The sequence below is a fragment of the Plantibacter sp. MDV22-iso1 genome (genome assembly GCF_058408345.1).
The window spans coordinates 312,150-330,187 of record NZ_JBZVDY010000003.1 but is presented as its reverse complement, the minus strand read 5'-3'; the positions used below and the strand labels follow the sequence as shown (position 1 = coordinate 330,187).

Annotated in this window: 17 protein-coding genes; 8 read left to right on the top strand and 9 right to left on the bottom strand. The window is 69.9% G+C overall.

From position 1 onward, the window contains the following. Positions 1-53 precede the first annotated feature (53 nt). Positions 54-1,043 (top strand): glycosyltransferase family 2 protein, encoded by a 990-nt coding sequence (locus AC4PMY_RS16380; RefSeq protein WP_071262499.1) that lies wholly within the window; start codon positions 54-56, stop codon positions 1,041-1,043. Here AC4PMY_RS16380 and AC4PMY_RS16375 read toward each other — a convergent pair. The 3 genes from AC4PMY_RS16375 to AC4PMY_RS16365 are packed head-to-tail and all read right to left on the bottom strand — an operon-like array spanning position 1,040 to position 3,806. After that, on the bottom strand, positions 1,040-2,320 hold the full coding sequence (locus AC4PMY_RS16375; RefSeq protein ID WP_071262498.1) for a lipopolysaccharide biosynthesis protein: 1,281 nt from the start codon (positions 2,318-2,320) through the stop codon (positions 1,040-1,042). The two genes, AC4PMY_RS16380 and AC4PMY_RS16375, sit on opposite strands and share 4 nt — an antisense overlap. A gap of 7 nt (positions 2,321-2,327) precedes the next feature. Next, positions 2,328-3,173, bottom strand: a complete 846-nt coding sequence (locus tag AC4PMY_RS16370; RefSeq protein ID WP_071262497.1) for a glycosyltransferase family 2 protein — start codon at positions 3,171-3,173, stop codon at positions 2,328-2,330. A gap of 42 nt (positions 3,174-3,215) precedes the next feature. Further along, positions 3,216-3,806 carry an acyltransferase gene (locus AC4PMY_RS16365; RefSeq protein ID WP_071262496.1) on the bottom strand — a complete coding sequence of 197 codons (591 nt, stop codon included), beginning with the start codon at positions 3,804-3,806 and terminating at the stop codon, positions 3,216-3,218. 124 nt (positions 3,807-3,930) lie between these two features. Here AC4PMY_RS16365 and AC4PMY_RS16360 point away from each other — a divergent pair, with 124 nt between their 5' ends. After that, the gene (locus tag AC4PMY_RS16360; RefSeq protein ID WP_071262495.1) at positions 3,931-4,995 is read left to right on the top strand and encodes a glycosyltransferase family 4 protein; all 1,065 of its coding nucleotides are present in this window, start codon (positions 3,931-3,933) and stop codon (positions 4,993-4,995) included. Beyond that, positions 4,995-6,107, top strand: coding sequence for a glycosyltransferase family 4 protein (locus AC4PMY_RS16355; RefSeq protein WP_083397464.1), 1,113 nt, complete (start codon positions 4,995-4,997; stop codon positions 6,105-6,107). The genes AC4PMY_RS16360 and AC4PMY_RS16355 overlap by 1 nt, the downstream gene beginning before the upstream one ends. Here the strand turns inward: AC4PMY_RS16355 and AC4PMY_RS16350 are convergent. Continuing rightward, positions 5,993-7,330, bottom strand: a complete 1,338-nt coding sequence (locus AC4PMY_RS16350; protein ID WP_071262493.1) for a hypothetical protein — start codon at positions 7,328-7,330, stop codon at positions 5,993-5,995. The two genes, AC4PMY_RS16355 and AC4PMY_RS16350, sit on opposite strands and share 115 nt — an antisense overlap. Further along, the gene (locus AC4PMY_RS16345; RefSeq protein WP_071262492.1) at positions 7,327-8,247 is read right to left on the bottom strand and encodes a polysaccharide pyruvyl transferase family protein; all 921 of its coding nucleotides are present in this window, start codon (positions 8,245-8,247) and stop codon (positions 7,327-7,329) included. The genes AC4PMY_RS16350 and AC4PMY_RS16345 overlap by 4 nt, the downstream gene beginning before the upstream one ends. 185 nt (positions 8,248-8,432) lie before the next feature. Here AC4PMY_RS16345 and AC4PMY_RS16340 point away from each other — a divergent pair, with 185 nt between their 5' ends. Continuing rightward, on the top strand, positions 8,433-9,878 hold the full coding sequence (locus tag AC4PMY_RS16340; protein WP_491623211.1) for a sugar transferase: 1,446 nt from the start codon (positions 8,433-8,435) through the stop codon (positions 9,876-9,878). Positions 9,879-9,901: 23 nt separating this feature from the next. On the opposite strand, the gene AC4PMY_RS16335 is transcribed toward AC4PMY_RS16340, so the two are convergent. The 3 genes from AC4PMY_RS16335 to AC4PMY_RS16325 are packed head-to-tail and all read right to left on the bottom strand — an operon-like array spanning position 9,902 to position 13,849. Then, entirely contained in the window at positions 9,902-11,179 is a 1,278-nt protein-coding gene (locus AC4PMY_RS16335) for an O-antigen ligase family protein (protein ID WP_071262491.1), read from the bottom strand. 7 nt (positions 11,180-11,186) lie between these two features. Beyond that, complete coding sequence (locus tag AC4PMY_RS16330) at positions 11,187-12,614, bottom strand: O-antigen ligase family protein (protein WP_491623210.1); 1,428 nt, start codon at positions 12,612-12,614, stop codon at positions 11,187-11,189. A 56-nt stretch (positions 12,615-12,670) separates the two neighbouring features. Then, positions 12,671-13,849 carry an acyl-CoA dehydrogenase family protein gene (locus AC4PMY_RS16325; protein ID WP_079003975.1) on the bottom strand — a complete coding sequence of 393 codons (1,179 nt, stop codon included), beginning with the start codon at positions 13,847-13,849 and terminating at the stop codon, positions 12,671-12,673. Positions 13,850-14,045: 196 nt separating this feature from the next. Here AC4PMY_RS16325 and manA point away from each other — a divergent pair, with 196 nt between their 5' ends. Beyond that, positions 14,046-15,245, top strand: coding sequence for a mannose-6-phosphate isomerase, class I (gene manA / locus AC4PMY_RS16320; protein ID WP_491623209.1), 1,200 nt, complete (start codon positions 14,046-14,048; stop codon positions 15,243-15,245). A gap of 31 nt (positions 15,246-15,276) precedes the next feature. Here the strand turns inward: manA and AC4PMY_RS16315 are convergent, their stop codons facing one another. After that, positions 15,277-16,257 carry a GlxA family transcriptional regulator gene (locus tag AC4PMY_RS16315; RefSeq protein WP_071262487.1) on the bottom strand — a complete coding sequence of 327 codons (981 nt, stop codon included), beginning with the start codon at positions 16,255-16,257 and terminating at the stop codon, positions 15,277-15,279. A 93-nt stretch (positions 16,258-16,350) separates the two neighbouring features. Between AC4PMY_RS16315 and AC4PMY_RS16310 the strand changes: the two genes are divergently transcribed. The 3 genes from AC4PMY_RS16310 (at position 16,351) to AC4PMY_RS16300 (ending at position 18,027) form a co-directional block, all read left to right on the top strand. Continuing rightward, positions 16,351-16,494 carry a hypothetical protein gene (locus AC4PMY_RS16310; protein WP_175484440.1) on the top strand — a complete coding sequence of 48 codons (144 nt, stop codon included), beginning with the start codon at positions 16,351-16,353 and terminating at the stop codon, positions 16,492-16,494. Positions 16,495-16,548: 54 nt separating this feature from the next. Continuing rightward, a complete protein-coding gene (gene galE, locus AC4PMY_RS16305; protein ID WP_491623208.1) occupies positions 16,549-17,511 on the top strand; it encodes a UDP-glucose 4-epimerase GalE in 963 nt (320 codons plus the stop codon). Positions 17,512-17,697: 186 nt separating this feature from the next. Next, positions 17,698-18,027 carry a WhiB family transcriptional regulator gene (locus AC4PMY_RS16300; RefSeq protein ID WP_079002812.1) on the top strand — a complete coding sequence of 110 codons (330 nt, stop codon included), beginning with the start codon at positions 17,698-17,700 and terminating at the stop codon, positions 18,025-18,027. Positions 18,028-18,038 lie beyond the last annotated feature (11 nt).

The window sequence follows — 18,038 nt, the reverse complement described above, 5'->3', positions numbered from 1 at the left end:
GGGGCGGTCGGGATAGGCTGGTCCGCGGTCCATGAGCGGTGAGGGGCGGGTCCATGCCAGCAACAGCAGCAGTCGACGGACGCGTCTCCGTCGCCCTGTGCACCTACAACGGCGCCGTGTTCCTCGAAGAGCAGTTGGCCAGCATGCTCGCGCAGACCGTGCTCCCTGGGCAGATCGTGGTCAGCGACGACGGTTCGACTGATGGGACATCCGCCATCGTCGAACGCTTCGCCGCTGAGTCGTCCGTCCCGGTCCGCCTCCTCCGGAATCCGCGTCCACTCGGCGTGACGAAGAACTTCGAGGGGGCGATCCGCGCGACCACGGGGAGCCTCATCGTCCTCTCCGATCAGGACGACGTCTGGCGGCCTGACCGCGTCGAGCGTGCGTCGGCCGCCTTCGACGCGCGTCCGGAGCTCCAGATGGTGTGCTCCGACGCCCGTCTCGTCGGAGCCGACGGGGCGTCCCTCGGCACCACGCTCTTCGCGTCGCTGTCGATCGGCCCGCACGAACGAGACGGGATCCGGGCTGGCGACGCTTTCGGCGTGCTGTTGCGGCGCAATCTGGTCACCGGTGCGACCGCGATGCTCCGACGAGAGGTCTTCGACGCGGCCGTGCCGTTCCCGGCTCCATGGGTCCACGACGAGTGGTTGGCGATCGTCGCCGCATCGCGCGGACCCATCGAGCTGCTGGACGAACCGCTCGTCGACTACCGTCAGCACGGCGCGAACCAGATCGGGATCGTCGAGCCGACGCTGGCGTACAAGATCTCGAGACTGATGCAGCCGGGGCGTCAGCGCAATCGCGACATCGCGGATCGCGTCGCCGGACTCGCTTCCTGGCTCGACACCCTTGAGCCGGCGCCACTCGCCGATCGCTCGGCCGTCGACGCCAAATCGGCCTTCGAGCGGTTCCGGGCCGATCTCCCTCCGGCCCGATGGCGAAGGATCCTCCCTGTCCTGTTGCGTGCTCCCCGCGGCGAGTACCAGCGCTACGCGAGCCAGGGGGCCCTGGACATCGTCAGGGATCTGCTGCAGCCGGCCTAACCTCGGGTCAGATGCCACAGGGCCGCGCCGGCCACGACGACGCCGAGCGCGAGGAGGCCGCCCCGCCACGGCGCCCGATGACGCGCGGCGAGGAGGAGCAGTGCCATCACGACGAGCTCCCGGGCGTTCACGAGCCAGGCCGCGAACTGCAGGTCGTTGAGGGCGACGACGCCGACCGGGAGGGACAGCAGCACACCGACCGCCTTGATGGGACTCGCCCAGCGCATCCGGCTCTCGGCCTGGAGGACTGCCGTGACCGACCAGGCGACGACCGAGGGGGCGACCGACAGCGTGAGGACTGGGACGAGTGCCAGGGCGGGGTCCCAGTCGTCTGCGAGGAAGGGGCCCACGACCAGCTCAGCCCCGATGCTCGTCGCCATGGCGGCCACGACCGCCAGGACCAGGGATCGTCGAAGCGAAGCCTCCGTGAGCGCGACGATCTCGGACCCTCGGCCGTCACGTGCCGCTTCGGCAAGGACCGGCCGGAGGACGTTGATCGCAGCCAGCGCCGCCGCGTCGCCGATGCTCCGCGACAGCGACATGGCGAACGCGTACTGGCCCAGACGTGCCCCGCCGGCGAGAGCCCCGATCGAGAGGCGGTCGGTCTGTCCCTGTCCCCAGCCGAGCAGCGAGAACAGTGCCGTGTGGAGGTAGTCGCCCAGGACGTTCACGGTCGGTTCGCGGGAATGCGCGTCGGCGGCGGACGCGCGGGGGAGTCGCGCTGCGCGTCGCCGGTTGAGCAGGGCGAACCCCGCCTCCGCGAGCATCGCCTGCAGGGCGCTGGCGAGCAGCGATCCCGTCGCCAGGAGGGTCGGCACGCTGCAGAGCAGGGAGGCTGTCGACGACCACGCCTGATGCGATGCGATCTCCTTCCATCTCCCGGCTCGCTGCAGGCGGACCAGGGCGTCGGTGCCCACTGCTGATGCCGCCGGGACGAGGACGAACGGCGTGAGGGTGATCGCCTGCCATCGGTCCGGCCCGCCAGACGTCAGCAGCAGGGCTCCGACGGTCGCTGCGAGCACGGCGCCTCCGATCAGGGCGGACCAGACCCGGAACCGGTGGACGAACCGGTCCCCGGCCTCGGTGCCACCGTGGACGACGGCGGTCTGCCGGGCGGCCGTATCGCCGACGGTCTGGACGAGCGTGAGGGCGAGGACCATCCACGCGTACATGCCGACGAGGGACGGCGTGAGCCGGGCCGCGAGGACGAGCATGATGAGCGCCGACGCCACCCGGGGCAGGATCCGCTCGAGGATCGCCCAGGCGAGATGGATCATCGGCCGTTCACAGATAGCACGTGCCTCGGCGCACGCTCTCCCGGAGGCGTCCGATCCTGCCAGCCAACCGTTCGACGGCGAACCGTCTGCGGAGCGACCGGTGACCGCTCGTGACGATGATCAACAGGCACGCCGTGACCGAGAGGACCGCACGGATCGGCGATGATCGCGGCATCCCCGAGGAGCGGTGCCGGACATACAGATGGGTGACCCCGCGGCCGTAGTTGATGTGCTGCCGTATCACCTGTCGGAGATCGGCGCGGAGCGCGTACGTCACGACAGCGTCGGGCACGAGTACCGTCGTTGCTCCGGTCAGCGCGGCTCGCCAGAAGAAGTCCGTGTCGTCACCGCCGTCGCGGAACGTCTCGTCGAACCCACCGACACGTTCGTACACCTCCCTCGTGAACCCGCAGTTCGCACCGAACGGGCTCGCGAGATCCCAGCCGACGAACAGGAGCTCTCGCTGTCGCATGATGACGGTGCCGTCTGGCAGGGTGCGATCCAGCCCGCCACCGACGCACTCGGCGCCGGCTTCGAACGCGGCATGGTGCGCTGCCAGCCAGCCCTCGTGGACGATGTCGTCGGCGTCGCACAGCAGGATCCGGTCACCCCGTCCTGCTTCTACCCCTCGGTTTCGAGCGTGGTTGATGCCGGTCCGCGCGGAGGCGTCGATGAGACGCACACGGTCGTCGTTGCGGGCGACGGAACGGATGAGGTCGGCGGTCCCGTCGGTGGAGCCGTTGTCCGCGACGAGCACCTCGAGGTCGATCGAGGCATCCTGCTTCAGGACGGCGTTCAGCTGCGCGTTCAGTGTCGCTGCCCCGTCACGGCAGGGGATGACGATCGTGTACACGGGGGCCTTTCATGGGTGGAGAGGGGCGAAGTCCGTCGGGTGTCACGGGGTCCGTCGGAATGCTGACGGGATCGGGAACCGTTCGACGGTCGATGCGGCGGGACCGACGACGAGGGACCCTGGAGCGACGGACCGAGTGACGATGGCTCCGGTCCCGATCACGGACCCCCGTCCGATCGTCACGCCCGCCAATACGGTGACCCCGGCGGCCAGCCAGACGTCGTCCTCGATGACCACCGGCTCGACCTTGACGGGCTGCCCGGGCCGCACCGGATGGAAGTTCGTGTCGTAGATCCGCGCACCGTCTCCGATCGAGACGCGGTCGCCGATCACGATCGACTGCTCGGCGTGGATGCACGACCCCTGGTTGATGAAGACCCGGTCTCCGAGGACGAGCGAGCCGCCTGGGCCGGTGGATATCGACGAGCGCTGCGTGGTCGAGCGGAGCTTGAGGCGCACGCCCGCACGAAAGGTTCCGGGGATCACGAGGACGGGCGCGCGCCCTTCGAAGATCGCGAGGCGCGGACTCACACCGGCGCGGATCCACAGCAGAATGCCGGCACGGATGAGGCCCGAGGCGTTCACGGACAGTTTGCGGAGATGCAGGAGGGTTCGGCGCAGTGCTTTCGGCACGGGGTCCTTCGAATCGGCGGAGTTTGGAGTTCACTGGGTCGACCAGTATATTACAGATGCTCTTCGGTGATATTTCTCATGACAGAGCGAGACGTTCCGACAACCGAGTCCGTGAAGGCGTGCCATGACGACCGTGCTCCACGTCACCGACTGTTATGCGGGTGGCATCCCCGTGGCGATCGAGGCGTACGTGCGGAATTCACCGCCGGGTGTCGAACACCACCTGCTCGCGCAGATCCCGGACGGTGCCCCCGTCGACGACACGCTGTCCGACTGCTTCGCGTCCGTGACCGCCCTCGGACGGCGACCGCTCGCTGCCGTGCGAGCGATCCGCCGTGTGCGCCGTCGGACCGCGGCCGACATCGTGCACGCCCACTCGAGCTTCGCCGGCGCGTACGCCCGCGTGGCCCTGCGCAGTTCGCCGCGGACCCGCATCGTCTACACCCCGCACTGCTACGCGTTCGAGCGCGCCGACCTCTCGGTCTGGAGCCGCGGTACCTTCCGGGCCGTGGAGTGGCTGCTCTCGTTCAACGTCGAGACCATCGCCGCCTGTTCCGAGGGCGAGGCCGCAGCTGCGGAACGGCGCGGGCCCCTCCGACCGCGCGTCGTCCACGTGCCGAACGTGGTCGCGGTTCCGCTGTGCGATGCCCGCCGAGACGGCCTGGAGCGGCACCGGCCGCTGCTGGTCGCGAGCCTCGGGCGGATCGCTCCGCAGAAGGACCCGATGCGGTTCGCCGACGCCGCGGCGTCGATCCGTGCGCGAGGGATCGAGGTGGTCCCGGTCTGGATGGGTGGTGGCGCGGACGACGACGTCACCCGGTTGGAGGCCTCCGGTGTACACGTCACCGGGTGGATTCCGCACGCCGAGGTGGGCAGGCGGCTCGCGCAGAGCGACGTCTACCTCCATACCGCCGCCTGGGAGGGGTTCCCGCTCGCCGTCCTGGAGGCGGTGCAGGCTGGTGTCCCGACGCTCGTCCGCCCGATCGCCGCATTCGGGACGCTCCCGGAGGTCCTCACGCTCGACGGTGGTCTCGAGGCGCTCATCGCCAGCAGGCTGGCCGGACCCCGGGCCTTCGCCGCGTGGGCCGACACGAACGTCGCCCGCTGGTCGGATCGCCTTCGGGGCCACACGCCCGCCCATCAGCGGACGGCGCTCGCCGAGGCCTACCGGGTACCGCAGGTGGCCTGATGCGGGTCGCCGTGGTGCAGTGGGGCCGCACCGGTGCGGGCCCGCTCTTCGCCCAGGAACTGGCTCAGGCGCTTCAGGAGGACGGCTGCGATGTCGTCGTGTCCTATTCCCTCGACGCCGAGGTGGCCGACCGGTTCGTGGCACTCGGTGTGCCGCACTTCCCGATCCGCACGTATCGCGACAAGCGCGGCGCGGTGCTCGGTCTCCCGCGTCTGCTCTGGGCGGCGTTCCGGCTCGACCGGTTCCTCCGGCGGCATCGCATCGACGTCGTCGTCATCGCCATGGAGCAGCTCTGGCAGGGAGTGGTCGCGCCCGTGTTCCGCTTCGGCGGTCGTCGGAGCCTGCTCTGCGTCCATGACGCGACGATGCACCCCGGGGACTTCTCGCAGCTTGAACACCTCCTGCGTCGCGCCGAGCGTCGGTCGGCGGACGGAGCAATCGTGTTCTCCGCGCCGGTCGCCGATGCACTCACGTCCCGTGGTGAGTTCCGCGCGGACCGCGTCCACGAGACCGTCCACGCCGCGTACCGTGTCGAAGCGGGCCGTGCCGTGGTCCGGTCGACGTACCGGGAGGGTGTTCCGGTCGTCGGATGCTTCGGTCGGCTGTCTGCGTACAAGGGGCTCGGTCTCGGGGTGGAGGCGATCACCGAACTGCGACGTCGCGGGATCCGGGTCCGATTGCGGGTCGTCGGGTCCGGGACCGACGACGCTCTCGACCTCCTCCGACACGAGGACGACGAGCTCGAGAACCGCTGGGTCGGTCAGGAGGAGATCGCACAGGTGATCTGCGGGTTCGACATCGCCCTGTTGCCGTACACCGAGGCCAGTCAGTCCGGCGTGCTCGCCTACGCGATGGCGCTCGGGGTGCCGTCCGTCGTGACGCCGGTCGGCGGACTCGCCGAGCAGGCGATCGCGTCAGGATCGGGCATCGTGGCCACGGCGGTGACGTCGACGGCGCTCGCCGACGCGCTGGAGGAGATCCTTGCCGACGCCGGTCGCTACCAGACGCTCTCCGCGGCGGGTGTGCTTGCTGCAGCGGGTCCGTTCTCGTGGGCGCGCGTCGCAGCGGACGTGCGCGTCGCCGCAGCATCCGTCGTGTCCGTACGTCGCTGATGCGCGCGGGACGCAGCGGAGATCGGCCTCCGCGGGACCGGGGGTGCCGTCGCTCCGGGGCGCAGAGACAGGAGGAGGCACACCGCGACGATCAGCATCGGCGTGAGATGCCGGAGGAACGAGCCGTAGTCCGGCTCGAAGATCGACTGCACGATCAGGAAGGCGAGGATCGCCGCGAACAAGCGGTTCTGGAACGCTGTGAGGATCGGAGCGCCGCGGGGTGCTCGGAGCCTCGCCGACCGGATCGAGGTGATGAGCGATCCCCAGACGGCGAGGAGGACGAGCGCCACGATGAGGTAGATCGCCCCGCCGCGGAGCATCAGCGGGATCGGGATGATGAACGAGGCGAAGGTGAGGGCACTGTTGACGAACCCGGACACGGGGCCGGCACCGGGGAAGAACTGCACGATCAGGGTGTTGACCGATTCCGCGCTTCGGTGCTCGTTCACCGTGAGACGGTAGTGGTCGAGGTCGACGCCGACGACCAGTGGGAAGACGACGGAGAGCCCGGCGTACAGCACGAGGATGACCGCCAGCGTGGCTGTCCAGCTGCGCCGCGCCCGCAGGGCGAGACGGAGCGTCAGGTAGAGGCCGGCCACGAGGAACCAGTACGTGCGGAACCCCTGGGCGTAGAGCAGCATCGCAGCCACCGGCATCAGCTCGGCCGACAGGCCTCGTCCACGGTGGGCGATGAGCGCGAGTACCGCGCACACGGTCAGCAGGTCCTTCGTGTACGCGCCGTGGTAGATGGCGGCGAGCGCGACGCAACTGATGATGATGGCCCAGTCCACCCACTCGACCGTCGTCGTCGGGGTGCGGGAGATCGCCACCGTCAGGACGAGCAGGTAGCTCGCGACACCGACGAGGGCGGCGAGTGTCGGCAGCTCGGCCAGACCCATCCGGCGGTAGACCGCGGCGATGAGCTGGAACGACGAGTCGGCCTCGGTGAACGTCCCCCGATTCACGCTGATGATCGTGCCCTCGTCGTTCGCGAAGTGCCCGGGCAGTCCTGGTTGCTCGGCTGCCACCCAGGCGAGCGCGAGGAGCGAGGCGATCAGGAGGAGCGAACCGCCGACGAGCGGGCGGTCGTGTTCCCGCCCGCCGATACCGGGCGTCCGTCGTGTGAGTTGCCGGCGGCACGCGGCACGGTGGGCGCCGGCCTCCGCGCGGGCCCTGGCCGCGTCCCGACGCGTCAGGTGCGCGAAAGGCTGCCCGGAGGTCACGGACGGATCGTGTGCTCGAAGCGCAACCTCGGCTGGAGGTCGCCGAACCAGGTCTCCGCATAGTTGGACAGCTTGCCGTTGTTGTTGTCGAGCGCGACGACCCGGCGGCCCATCTGCAGCCCGATGAGCATGGCGTGGAGGCGATCGGTGACGACCTCCTCGCCGCGGGCGATCAGCCGCACGGCGGCGTCGAATCGACGTTCGGCTCGCCGCATCCACGCGGCATGATCGCGCTCCATGAGCGGTTTCAACACCGGGTGCTTCGCCGCCCGCCAGCCGAGCCACTCGTGCGCCCGGAGGTCCAGGGGGTCGGCCGGCCAGTCGGCGCTCTCGGAGCCCACGAGCCCACCCGCGCTCTCGCCGTCCGTCCGGGCGATGACGATGCGCCGCTGGGTCGGTTCGGGGGCGCTGATCGGGCCGAGGAGGTGCACCGCGTCCGGCGAGAGGCTGAGGTCCTCGACCTCGTCGCGGAGGAGGTCGTAGGAGGTCTGGTCGCGGACGGCGACCCGCAGGTTGAGCCGGGCGGCGAACCGTCGGGAGAACGCCCGGCGGTCCGCATCCGTGGGGAAGACGACCGACTGCGGTGCCTGGATGAGCAAGGTGTCGGCTGGGAGGCGCTCCGCGAGTTCGTAGCGAGCCTCGCTCAGCACCGGGTAGAGGCCTCCGAGGTTGCCGCCGCCCTGGATGAGGACCGGGATCGACGCGTCCCGGACCCGCTCGGGCATGCTGCCCGCGCTCGAGGTCGTGCGCACGTCGATGCCGTGTGCGCGCCAGAACCTGGCCTGTCCGAGGGAGATGGCTGAATCGCCCGAGTTCCGGTGATCGGGGAACTGGGTGTAGTGGAGTTCGGTGACGCCGCGATGCAGCTCGACGAAGGAGGTCTCGGCGCGCCGTCGCATGGTCTCGAGGTAGGGCATGGGTGCTCCGTCCGGATCGACACCGAGCGTTGCGCTGGAATCGGATACTTCAGTTGGTCGAATACATTATGCTCGATTGTCGCCGTGTCGTCTCGCACCTCGGCGATCGACCTCGCCCACCGCGCCTCGTGCGCGCCGAGGCTCGATCCGATGCACACCAGAACATCCCCAGGGAGGCCACCGTCATGCCCTTCGTCGAAGCCCGCCGCTGCTGGGAGCGACGGTGCTCGCGCATGGTCCTCGTCCTCGACCTCCTGGCCGTCACCCTGGCGCTCACCGTGACCCAACTCCTGTGGTGGGACGCGTACTGGCGCGGGACCGTGGAGGTCGTGGGGCCGTTCGGACGCCGAGACCTCGGCTACCCGGCGGTCACCCTCGCGCTCGCCGTCGCGTGGTGGTCGCCCCTGGCAGCGGCCCGATCGCGCCAGCCGCGGGTCCTTGCGGACGGTTGGACGCCCTATCGACGGGTCGTGGTGGTGACGACGACGGTCTTCGGCACGGTGGCGATGGCGTCCTATCTCCTCAAGCTCGAGATCGGACGCGGGTTCCTGCTCACCGCCATGCCGCTCGGGGTCGCCCTCCTCCTGGCGGTCCGATGGGGCGCCCGTCGACACCTCCGTGCGCGGCGACGCGGAAGCGCACTCGTCTACCGCACGCTGCTCGTGGGGGACCGCGACCAGGCGGTGCATGTCGCCGAGCGCATGCGCCGGGGCGACTGGGCAGGGCATCGGGTGGTGGGCGTCGCGACCCCGGGCATCGTCGACGATGACCGCATCGTGGGTGCCCCCGTCCTCACCGGGCGGCCCTCGATCGTCGATGCCGCCGAGGAGGTCGAAGCGGACACGGTGATCCTCGTCGGCCCCGTCGAACTCACCCCCGCCGAGCTCCGTCGCCTGGGTTGGGACCTCAGTGAGCGCGGGGTGAAGTTCATCATCGCGCCGACGCTCACGGGGGTGGCCTCGACCCGCCTGTACCTCCAGGCGGTGGCCGGCATCCCGCTCATCCATGTCGACCACGTGGAGCTGTCCCGGCTGGAGGCGGCGGCGAAGCGGGCGTTCGACGTCATCGGTTCCGCGACGCTGCTCCTGCTGCTCGCCCCGGTCATGCTCGCGGTCGCGCTCGCTGTGAAGACGACGAGTCGGGGGACCGTGCTGTACCGGCAGGAGCGCGTCGGCCTGCGTGGCCGCCCCTTCCGGATCCTGAAGTTCCGCTCGATGGCCGCCAACGCCGACACCGGAGCAGCCCTCGCGGTGCAGCAGCATGCGGGCGAACTGCTGACGAAGGCTCCGGACAATCCGCTCGTGACCCCGATCGGACGGATCCTCCGGAAGTACTCGCTCGACGAGCTCCCGCAGTTGTTGAACGTCCTGGGGGGTTCGATGAGCCTCGTCGGTCCGCGGCCGCACCGGGGGTGGGAGGTCGAACGCTACGACCTGCTCGCCCGGCGACGCCTCCTGGTCAAGCCGGGCATGAGCGGACTGTGGCAGGTCAGCGGGCGGTCCAACCTCTCCTGGGACGACTCGGTCGACCTCGACCTGTACTACGTGGAGAACCGGTCGGCCGCGATCGACCTGAAGATCCTCGCGCAGACGGTGCGAGCGGTCGTCGCCCCGGGAACAGATGCACGGTGATCCGGCGCCGCTCGGGGCCGGGTTCAGCGTTCCGGAAGCTTGTGCCGCCAGCTCAGTCCGCCGGCACCGATGACCGCGCAGACGACGAGGAGCAGCCAGCCGCCGCTCAGCAGCAGGCTGCTCTCAGCGGCGCCCGATGCGAGCAGGGTCACGACGATGAGGGCAGCCCAGACGTGCACGACGCTGCGCCGGTTGGTCGCGATGAGCCAGGTCCGCACGAGCGCCAGACCGCCGAGGAGGAGGAACAGGGCGAGCCCGATCAGTCCGAGCTGCAGGTACACGTCCAGGTAGGCGTTCAGCGCCGAGTCGTTCGTGCGGCCGAGGCTCGCGTCGATGAACCGGTACGGGACCGCATCGGAGACCCAGCCGCCCGTCCATCCCCAGCCGTTGAGCTCGCTCGGGGCCAGGCGTCGCAGGGTCTCCTGCCAGAGTGCGTAGCGCTGCTCGATTTCGAGCCCGAGACCGAGGGCGCGGAACACCTCGGATCGGAACAGGTACCCGATGAGGCCGACGAGCGCGAGGACGGCGAGGAGGACGAACTGCCAGGTGCGGCGCGGTTCCGGTCGGAGTTGCCGGAAGACGTAGAGCACGGCGGTCGCGATGCCGAGGGCCGCGGCGAGGAGCGCGATGCTCGGCGAGCGCGTGCCGAGGATGAGCCCGGCGGCGAGGGCGATGGACCCGATCGTCACCCCGTGCCGCACGGAGCGGGTCCGCCATTCGACGACGAAGGTGACGAGACCGAGCAGGGCCGCGATGCCGAGGGCGCTCCGGGTTCCGAAGACCCCCTCCAACGGGCCGCCGAAGGCGAGGTTCCCGCTGATCCCGAGGAACGGCAGCGGGGTGTCGATGAGCACGCCGCTCACGACCTCCAGCGCCAGGGAGGTGCCGAGGAGTGCGCGGAAGGCGGTGCCCGTCGCCCTGACGATCTGAATGGTGTCGCGGGTGAGCGCGATCACGATGGCGATGAAGGCCCACGCGAGCTGCCCGCCGATGGCGGGTAGGGTCGCGAGCGGCGTGGCGCTCCACACCACCGACACCGCGCTCCAGGCGAGGAACAGCAGGACCGAGATCGGCAGGAGGCCACGCCACTCGATGATGGGGAGGCGTGCGAGGAGGATGCCCGTGCCGATCGTCGCGAGGCCGACGAGCATCGCGCTGAACCCGGCGGCACCGATCAGGCTCGTGATGAGGTGCTCGCCGAAGGCGGTCGCGACGGCGATGGTGGCGAACGCGGCGGCCAGCGGCGCCGACGACAGGACGCGCGCGGCGACGGAGAACGCGTCGAAGTCCGCCGGTCTCACGCCGGGCTCATCCGCCGACGACGTCGCGGCGGTGCGCGGGTGCGAGGTCGGACGAGGCTGCGACGGTGGGAACAGGCCAGGCGGGTTCCTGCTTGGTCTTCACCACGAGGAGCACGAGGAGGACCCATCCGGATTCGATGAGCAGCCGACTCTCCGCGACCGATTGCACGACGAGGGAGACCGCGATGAGGACGGGGGCGAGCGACAGGGCCGTGTACGGCCGCTGTGCGTCGAGGTCGACGCGCGGACGGTCGACGGCCAGGAACCAGGTGCGGGTCAACATGGACAGGACGACCGCGGCGAAGAGCACCAGGCCGACGACGCCGAGTTGGAACCAGACGTCGAGCCAGGCGTTGTGCGCCTGGAGCTGTCGGACGCCGCGTCGGATGACCAGGTCGGTGAAGAGCGGCTCCCACGGTGCCCACGGACTCGAGAAGCCCCATCCGAAGACCGGCCGTTGTTCGATGAGGCGCCACACGGTCGCCCAGATGTCGAGTCGACCGGTGAGGTCCGGGCTCTTCCCGAGCAGGCCGAGGAGTTGCGTCCGGAAGACGACCGCTCCCACCGCACCGACGACCCCGATGCCGAGGAAGCCGAGGTACACCGGCGTCCTCGCCTCCGGGCGAGGTGCCTGACGGATCGCCAGTGCAGCGGCGAGGACCACCGCCGTCACCACGGCAGCGAGCAGGATGGTGGTCGAGAAGCTCAGGAGGAACATCACGACGGAGAGACCGAGACGGATGAGCAGGGTCCAGCGACGTTCCGGGCCGGCCAGCCCGGCTGCACCGGGCTCGTCGCGGCGCGCCGCCAGCCGGAGCCCGAAGACGATGATCCCGAGCAGCGCCACCACGGCGAGGAGGTTGGCGTTCCCCGAGATGCCCTGGACACGTCCTCCGGAGAACAGGAGGTCCCTCGACCAATAGTCGAGCAGGGGCGGGTCCGCCGAGTCCCCGGCGTAGAAGTTCGGGAGCACCGGGTGTCGGATGATCGCCGCGACGACGAACTCGAAGAGGAGGGAGAGTGACAGCACCCACGTCACGGCACGGCCGAGGACGCGGATGACCTCGGGCCAGGAGAAACAGCCCGCGAGGGTCACGCCGAGGATGGTGCACAGCGCCGCACCGAGCAGGGTCGCGGCCGTGCCGCTGGGGTAGGCGGACCAGGCGAGGGAGACGATCGACAGCACCCCGTAGCCGACGAGTGACCACGGCACCCGGGTGCGCCGCCAGTTCGGGCGGACGACCATCAGGCACGCGAGCGCGGCACCACCTGAGACGAGTGCCACCGCCGTGTAGCCCCAGATGGTGAAGAGGTTCGTCCAGAACGTCCCGGCGAGCACCGCGAACGTCGCGAACACCGCGACGTGCCTGACGACGAGTGCGCGTGTCGTCAGCGCTGCCGGCGGGCGGGGCGGGGCGGGTTCGGTGGACAGCATCGTGCCCCCAGGGTAGCGGCTGCGGCCGCCACCGAGGCCCTGGTCCAGCGCGGTGGTCAGACGAACGCCGCGGTGCCGGTAATGGCCCGCCCGACGATGAGCGCGTTCATCTCCCGCGTGCCCTCATAGCTGTAGAGGGCTTCGGCATCCGCGAAGAACCGGGCGGCGTGGTAGTCCAGCACGATGCCGTTCCCGCCCATGATCTCCCGTGCCCACGCGACCGTCTCGCGCATCCGCGCGGTGCAGAACGCCTTGGCGAGCGCGGAGTGCTCGTCGCGCTGGGTGCCCTCGTCGAGCATCTGCGAGACCCGGACGCACATCGCCATCGATGCCGTGATGTTCCCGAGGCACTTCGAGAGGAGGTCCTGGATCAGCTGGTGGCCCGCGATCGGCTTGCCGAACTGCACGCGCTCCTTGGCGTAGGCGACCGCCGCCTCGTACGCGCCGACAGCGACGCCGACACTCGACCAGGCGACGCCGGCGCGCGTGAGTCGCAGTACCTTCGCCGTGTCGCGGAAGGAGTTCGCGTGCTGCAGCCGGAGGCGCTCGGGGACCCGGACGTTGTCGAGGGTGATGTCGGCGTTCTGCACCATGCGCAGGCTGATCTTGCCCTCGATCTTGGTCGCGGAGTAGCCGGGGGAGTCGGTCGGCACGATGAAGCCCTTCACCTGACCGTCGGCGGTGTCCTTCGCCCAGATGATCGTGATGTCGCTGAAGGTCGCATTGCCGATCCACCGTTTCGAGCCGGACAGGATCCAGTCGTCGCCGTCCCTGGTCGCCGTGGTGCGGAGCCCCTGTGCGCTGTCCGACCCCGATTGCGGTTCGGTGAGACCGAAGGCACCGAGGACCTCGCCGGAGGCGAGCTTCGGCAGCCATTCGTCCTGCTGCTCCTGGGAGCCGCACTCGCTGATCGAGCCCATGGTGAGACCGTCCTGCACCCCGACGAAGGTGGAGATCGACGCGTCGATCCGGGAGAGCTCCATCGAGGCGAGGCCGCGGAACACGGCGCTGTTCTCGAACGGCGTCGTCTCCGGCCAGGCCCATCGGGCGACGTCGAGCTCGAGGAGCGGGGTGATGAGGTGCTTCGGGAACTCGGCTCGCTCCCAGTACTCGTTCACGATCGGCTTCGCCTCGGTCTCGGCCCAGGCTCGAAGGCGGGCGATGGCCTCCTGCTCGGGAGCCGTCAGAAGGCTCTCGAAGCCGTAGAAGTCGCTGGCGAGGGGTTCGAAGATCATGGTCCGTTGCTCCATTGCGTCCGCTGGCGCCGGATCGGCGTCCCGGCCAGCCTAGGCAGGTGCGCTCGGCGCGGACAACGGCTTGGTAGTTTGGTGCACGGTGCCGGGCGACCGCGTCGCACGGCTTGTAGGACGACGCCAAGCGGCCCCAGGGTCCGGCTGGCGCGTCACCCTCGTCCGTCGAAAGGGCCCCACCATGTTCGTGCCGCTCCGTGCCACTCCTCGTGACTACGCGTGGGGGTCGTCGACGGCGATCGCGGAGGTGCTCGGGTCCGAGCGCTCAGGACGTCCGGAGGCGGAACTCTGGCTCGGCGCACACCCCGGGGCGCCGACGCCGATCGCGGATCCGTCGACGGTGGGGGGACACGCCGACCTCGAGCGCTGGCTCGCCGCCGATCCCTCCGCGCTCGGCGGGCACGGCTCGCTGCCGTTCCTCCTCAAGATCCTCGCAGCGGCCCATCCGCTCTCGCTGCAGGCCCACCCCGACCTGCAGCGCGCCGCCGCGGGCTTCGCCGCCGAGAACGCGCGAGGGGTGCCGCTCGACGCTCCGCACCGCAACTACAAGGACGCGCTCCACAAGCCGGAACTCATCGTCGCCCTCCGGGACGGCTTCGAGGCGCTCTGCGGGTTCCGCGAGCTCGATGCGACCGATGCGCTGCTCGCCGAGCTGGTGGCCTCGGCGCCCGATCCGGCTGCTGCGGCGCGCATCACGATGCTCCGCGGGATGCTGGCCGCCCCCGACGGGCTCCGCGACACCGTGCGAACCCTGCTCGAGCAGCTCCCCGGCGGGCTGCTCGACGCCCTCGTCGCGTCCGCCGCTGCTCCCGGTTCGGGTGCATTCGACGCCGAGCGGACCCTGGTCGGACGGCTCGCCCAGGAGTATCCGGGCGATCCCGGCATCGCGGTCGCACTCCTCCTCAATCTCGTCACGTTGCGAGCCGGCGAAGCGCTGTACCTCCCAGCCGGGAACATCCACGCCTATCTCCGCGGCATCGGCGTCGAGCTCATGGCCGCGAGTGACAACGTCCTGCGCGGCGGGCTCACCCCGAAGCACGTCGACGTGCCCGAGCTGCTCGAGGTCCTGGAGTTCGAGCCGCGGCCGGTGCCGTGGCTCACCCCGACGGACCTGGGCGGGGGGCTCAGCCTCTTCGTCCCCGACGTGCCGGACTTCGAGCTGCTGCGGGTGGACCTGTCCGATGAGCCGTCCGAGCAGGAGTCGTCGTTCCGGCTCCCCGGCCCCGGGATCGCGATCGTGGTCGACGGTTCGGTGCGGATCACCGGAGCCACCTCGTCCATCGAGCTCGGTCGAGGTGGCTACGCCTTCATCACGCCCGACGAGGCGGAGCTGCGCTTCTCCGGGACCGGGACCCTGTTCCTGGCGACGACCCAGGACTGACCGCCCGGCCGGGTGGCCCGGTCCATCCAGCTCAGGCGCTCTCCCGCACCCCGAAACTCCGCCGGTAGGCGGCAGGCGTGGTGCCGAGGACGCGGTCGAAGTGGTGACGGAGGACGGCTGCGGTGCCGAACCCGGTGTCCGCCGCGATCCGCTCGACACCGTGGTCGGTCCGTTCGAGCATCTCCTGGGCTCGGAACAGGCGTTGCCGGTTCAGCCAGGCGGCCGGCGTGCTGCCGAGCTCCGAGCGGAAGCGGCGTGCGAAGGTCCGCTCGGACATGTGCGCCTGCCGCGCGAGGCGCCCGATGGGCAGGTCCTCGGCGAGGTGGTCGAGCATCCAGTCGACGACCGGTGCGAGCGACTCGCACTGCTGCGCCGCGACGGGGGAGAGGACGTATTGCGCCTGACCGCCGTCACGCTGTGGCGGGACGACCATCCGGCGGGCGATGACGTTCGCGCTCGCCGCGCCGTACTCCTGTCGTACCAGGTGCAGACACGCGTCGATGCCGGCAGCGGTTCCCGCGCCCGTGATGACCTTGCGGTCCTCGACGAACAGCACGTCCGGGTCGACGGTGGTGCCCGGGAACGTCGTCTGCTGCTCGCTCGTGTACATCCAGTGGGTCGTGCTGCGCCGACCGTCGAGCAGCCCTGCCTGACCGAGGACGAACGACCCGCTGCACACGCTGAGGACCCAGGCACCCCGTGCCTCAGCCGCTCGGAGGACGTCGAGGTAGGCCTCGTCGACCGCTCCGGCACGCGATCCACCACGACCGGTGATCACCACGAGGTCCGCCTCGGCCGCGAACGACAGGTCGTCGTCGACGATCATGTCGAAGCCCCGCGCACCGTCGTCGCTCAGGTTCATCCGGACCGGACCGGGGTCCTTCGTGACGATGCGGAGGTCGAAGGCGGGACCGCCCTGGTCCGACCGGTCGATGCCGAAGACCTCGCAGACGACGCTGAACTCGAACGGTTGCAGCCCCGGGATGGCGAGCAGGGCGACCTTCGACAGCATGGGACCTCCGGATGATCGATTTGGCAGGAATGTGCTCATTTGCGTCCATCCTGCCACTGGTGGCAGTTTTTCGCCATTCCTAGAGTTTCAGACATGTCCATCATCGCACTCGTCATCGGCATCCTCACCGTCCTCATCGCCGTCGTCGCTTCCGCCGCGAGCCTCCGTGCCGTCCTGACCGACGGCTATCGCCGTGTCCCCAGCCGTGCCGGCGCACGACGCACGCGCCTCCAGTAGTCTGGTCACTCCGTCTGCAGCACGGCAGGTGGAGGACTCCCTGGAGGAAGCATCGTGGCGTGGCTGGTGACGGGCGGAGCCGGATACATCGGAGCCCATGTGGTGCGGGCCTTCCAAGCGGAGGGGATCGACGTCGTCGTCCTCGACGACCTGTCGAGCGGACACGAACGCTTCGTTCCTGCGGGTGTGCCGTTCGTCCGCGGAACCCTGCTCGACGGCTCGGTCCTCGAGCGCACCTTCTCCGAGTTCGAGCTGAGCGGTGTCGTCCACGTCGCCGGGTACAAGTACGCGGGTGTCTCCGTGCAGCGCCCGCTCCACACGTACGCCCAGAACGTCACGGCCACCGCGATGCTGCTCGCCGCGATGGAGGAGCACCGGGTGGAGCGCATCGTCTTCTCGTCGAGCGCCGCGGTGTACGGGACCACGGACGTCGACCTCGTCACGGAAGACACCCCGAAAGCACCCGAGTCGCCCTACGGCGAGTCCAAGCTCATCGGTGAGTGGCTGCTCCGCGACCAGGGTGTCGCCACCGGGCTGCGCCACACCTCGCTGCGGTACTTCAACGTCGTCGGCTCCGGGACGGACGAGGTCTACGACACGAGTCCGCACAACCTCTTCCCGCTCGTCTTCGACGCGCTCCTCGCCGGACGCACCCCCCGCATCAACGGCGACGACTACCCGACGTCGGACGGCACCTGCGTCCGCGACTACCTGCACGTCGCGGATCTCGCAGCCGCGCACGTCGCCGCAGCCAAGCGGCTCGATGCGGGTGAGCCCCTCGAGGCGGCGTACAACCTCGGAAGCGGGGACGGGTCGAGCGTCGGCGAGATCATGACCGCGATGGCGGAGGTGACCGGGATCGACTTCACCCCCGAGATCATGCCGCGGAGGGCGGGCGATCCCGCACGGATCGTCGCGTCCGGCGCGCTCGCAGCGCGCGACCTCGACTGGCGGATGCGACACGATCTGCGCCAGATGGTGGAGAGCGCGTGGCGGGCCAGGCGCGCCGCCGACTGACGTCGCGCGGCCGCACGATCCGCCCCGACAGGCCCCGACACCCAGTTCGGGTCACACTCGGCGCGTCGCGAACCCTCACCTCGTGATTGAGGCTTTACGATGTGCGACTTGACTCGACCATAACTACAAGGGTGTAATTATGTATCGCGCCGCGTGGCGCAGGGTACGAGTAGGTGGGGAGACGGTATGGCGATTCCTGAGTATCGTGCCGGAGTACCCGACGACTGGTTCGTCGATCCGGTCAATCTGGGAGTCCCCGGCGTCCGTCAGCCCGCTGCGGAGGGCGAGGACGACACCCAGCTCTCCTGGCAGACCGATGCGCTGTGCGCGCAGACCGACCCCGAGGCGTTCTTCCCCGAGAAGGGTGGATCCACGCGCGACGCGAAGCGGATCTGCACCAGCTGCGACGTCAAGTCGCAGTGCCTGGAGTACGCGCTCGCGAACGATGAGCGCTTCGGCATCTGGGGCGGCCTCTCCGAGCGCGAGCGCCGGAAGCTGCGCAAACGCGCCGTCTGACGCTCCTTCGA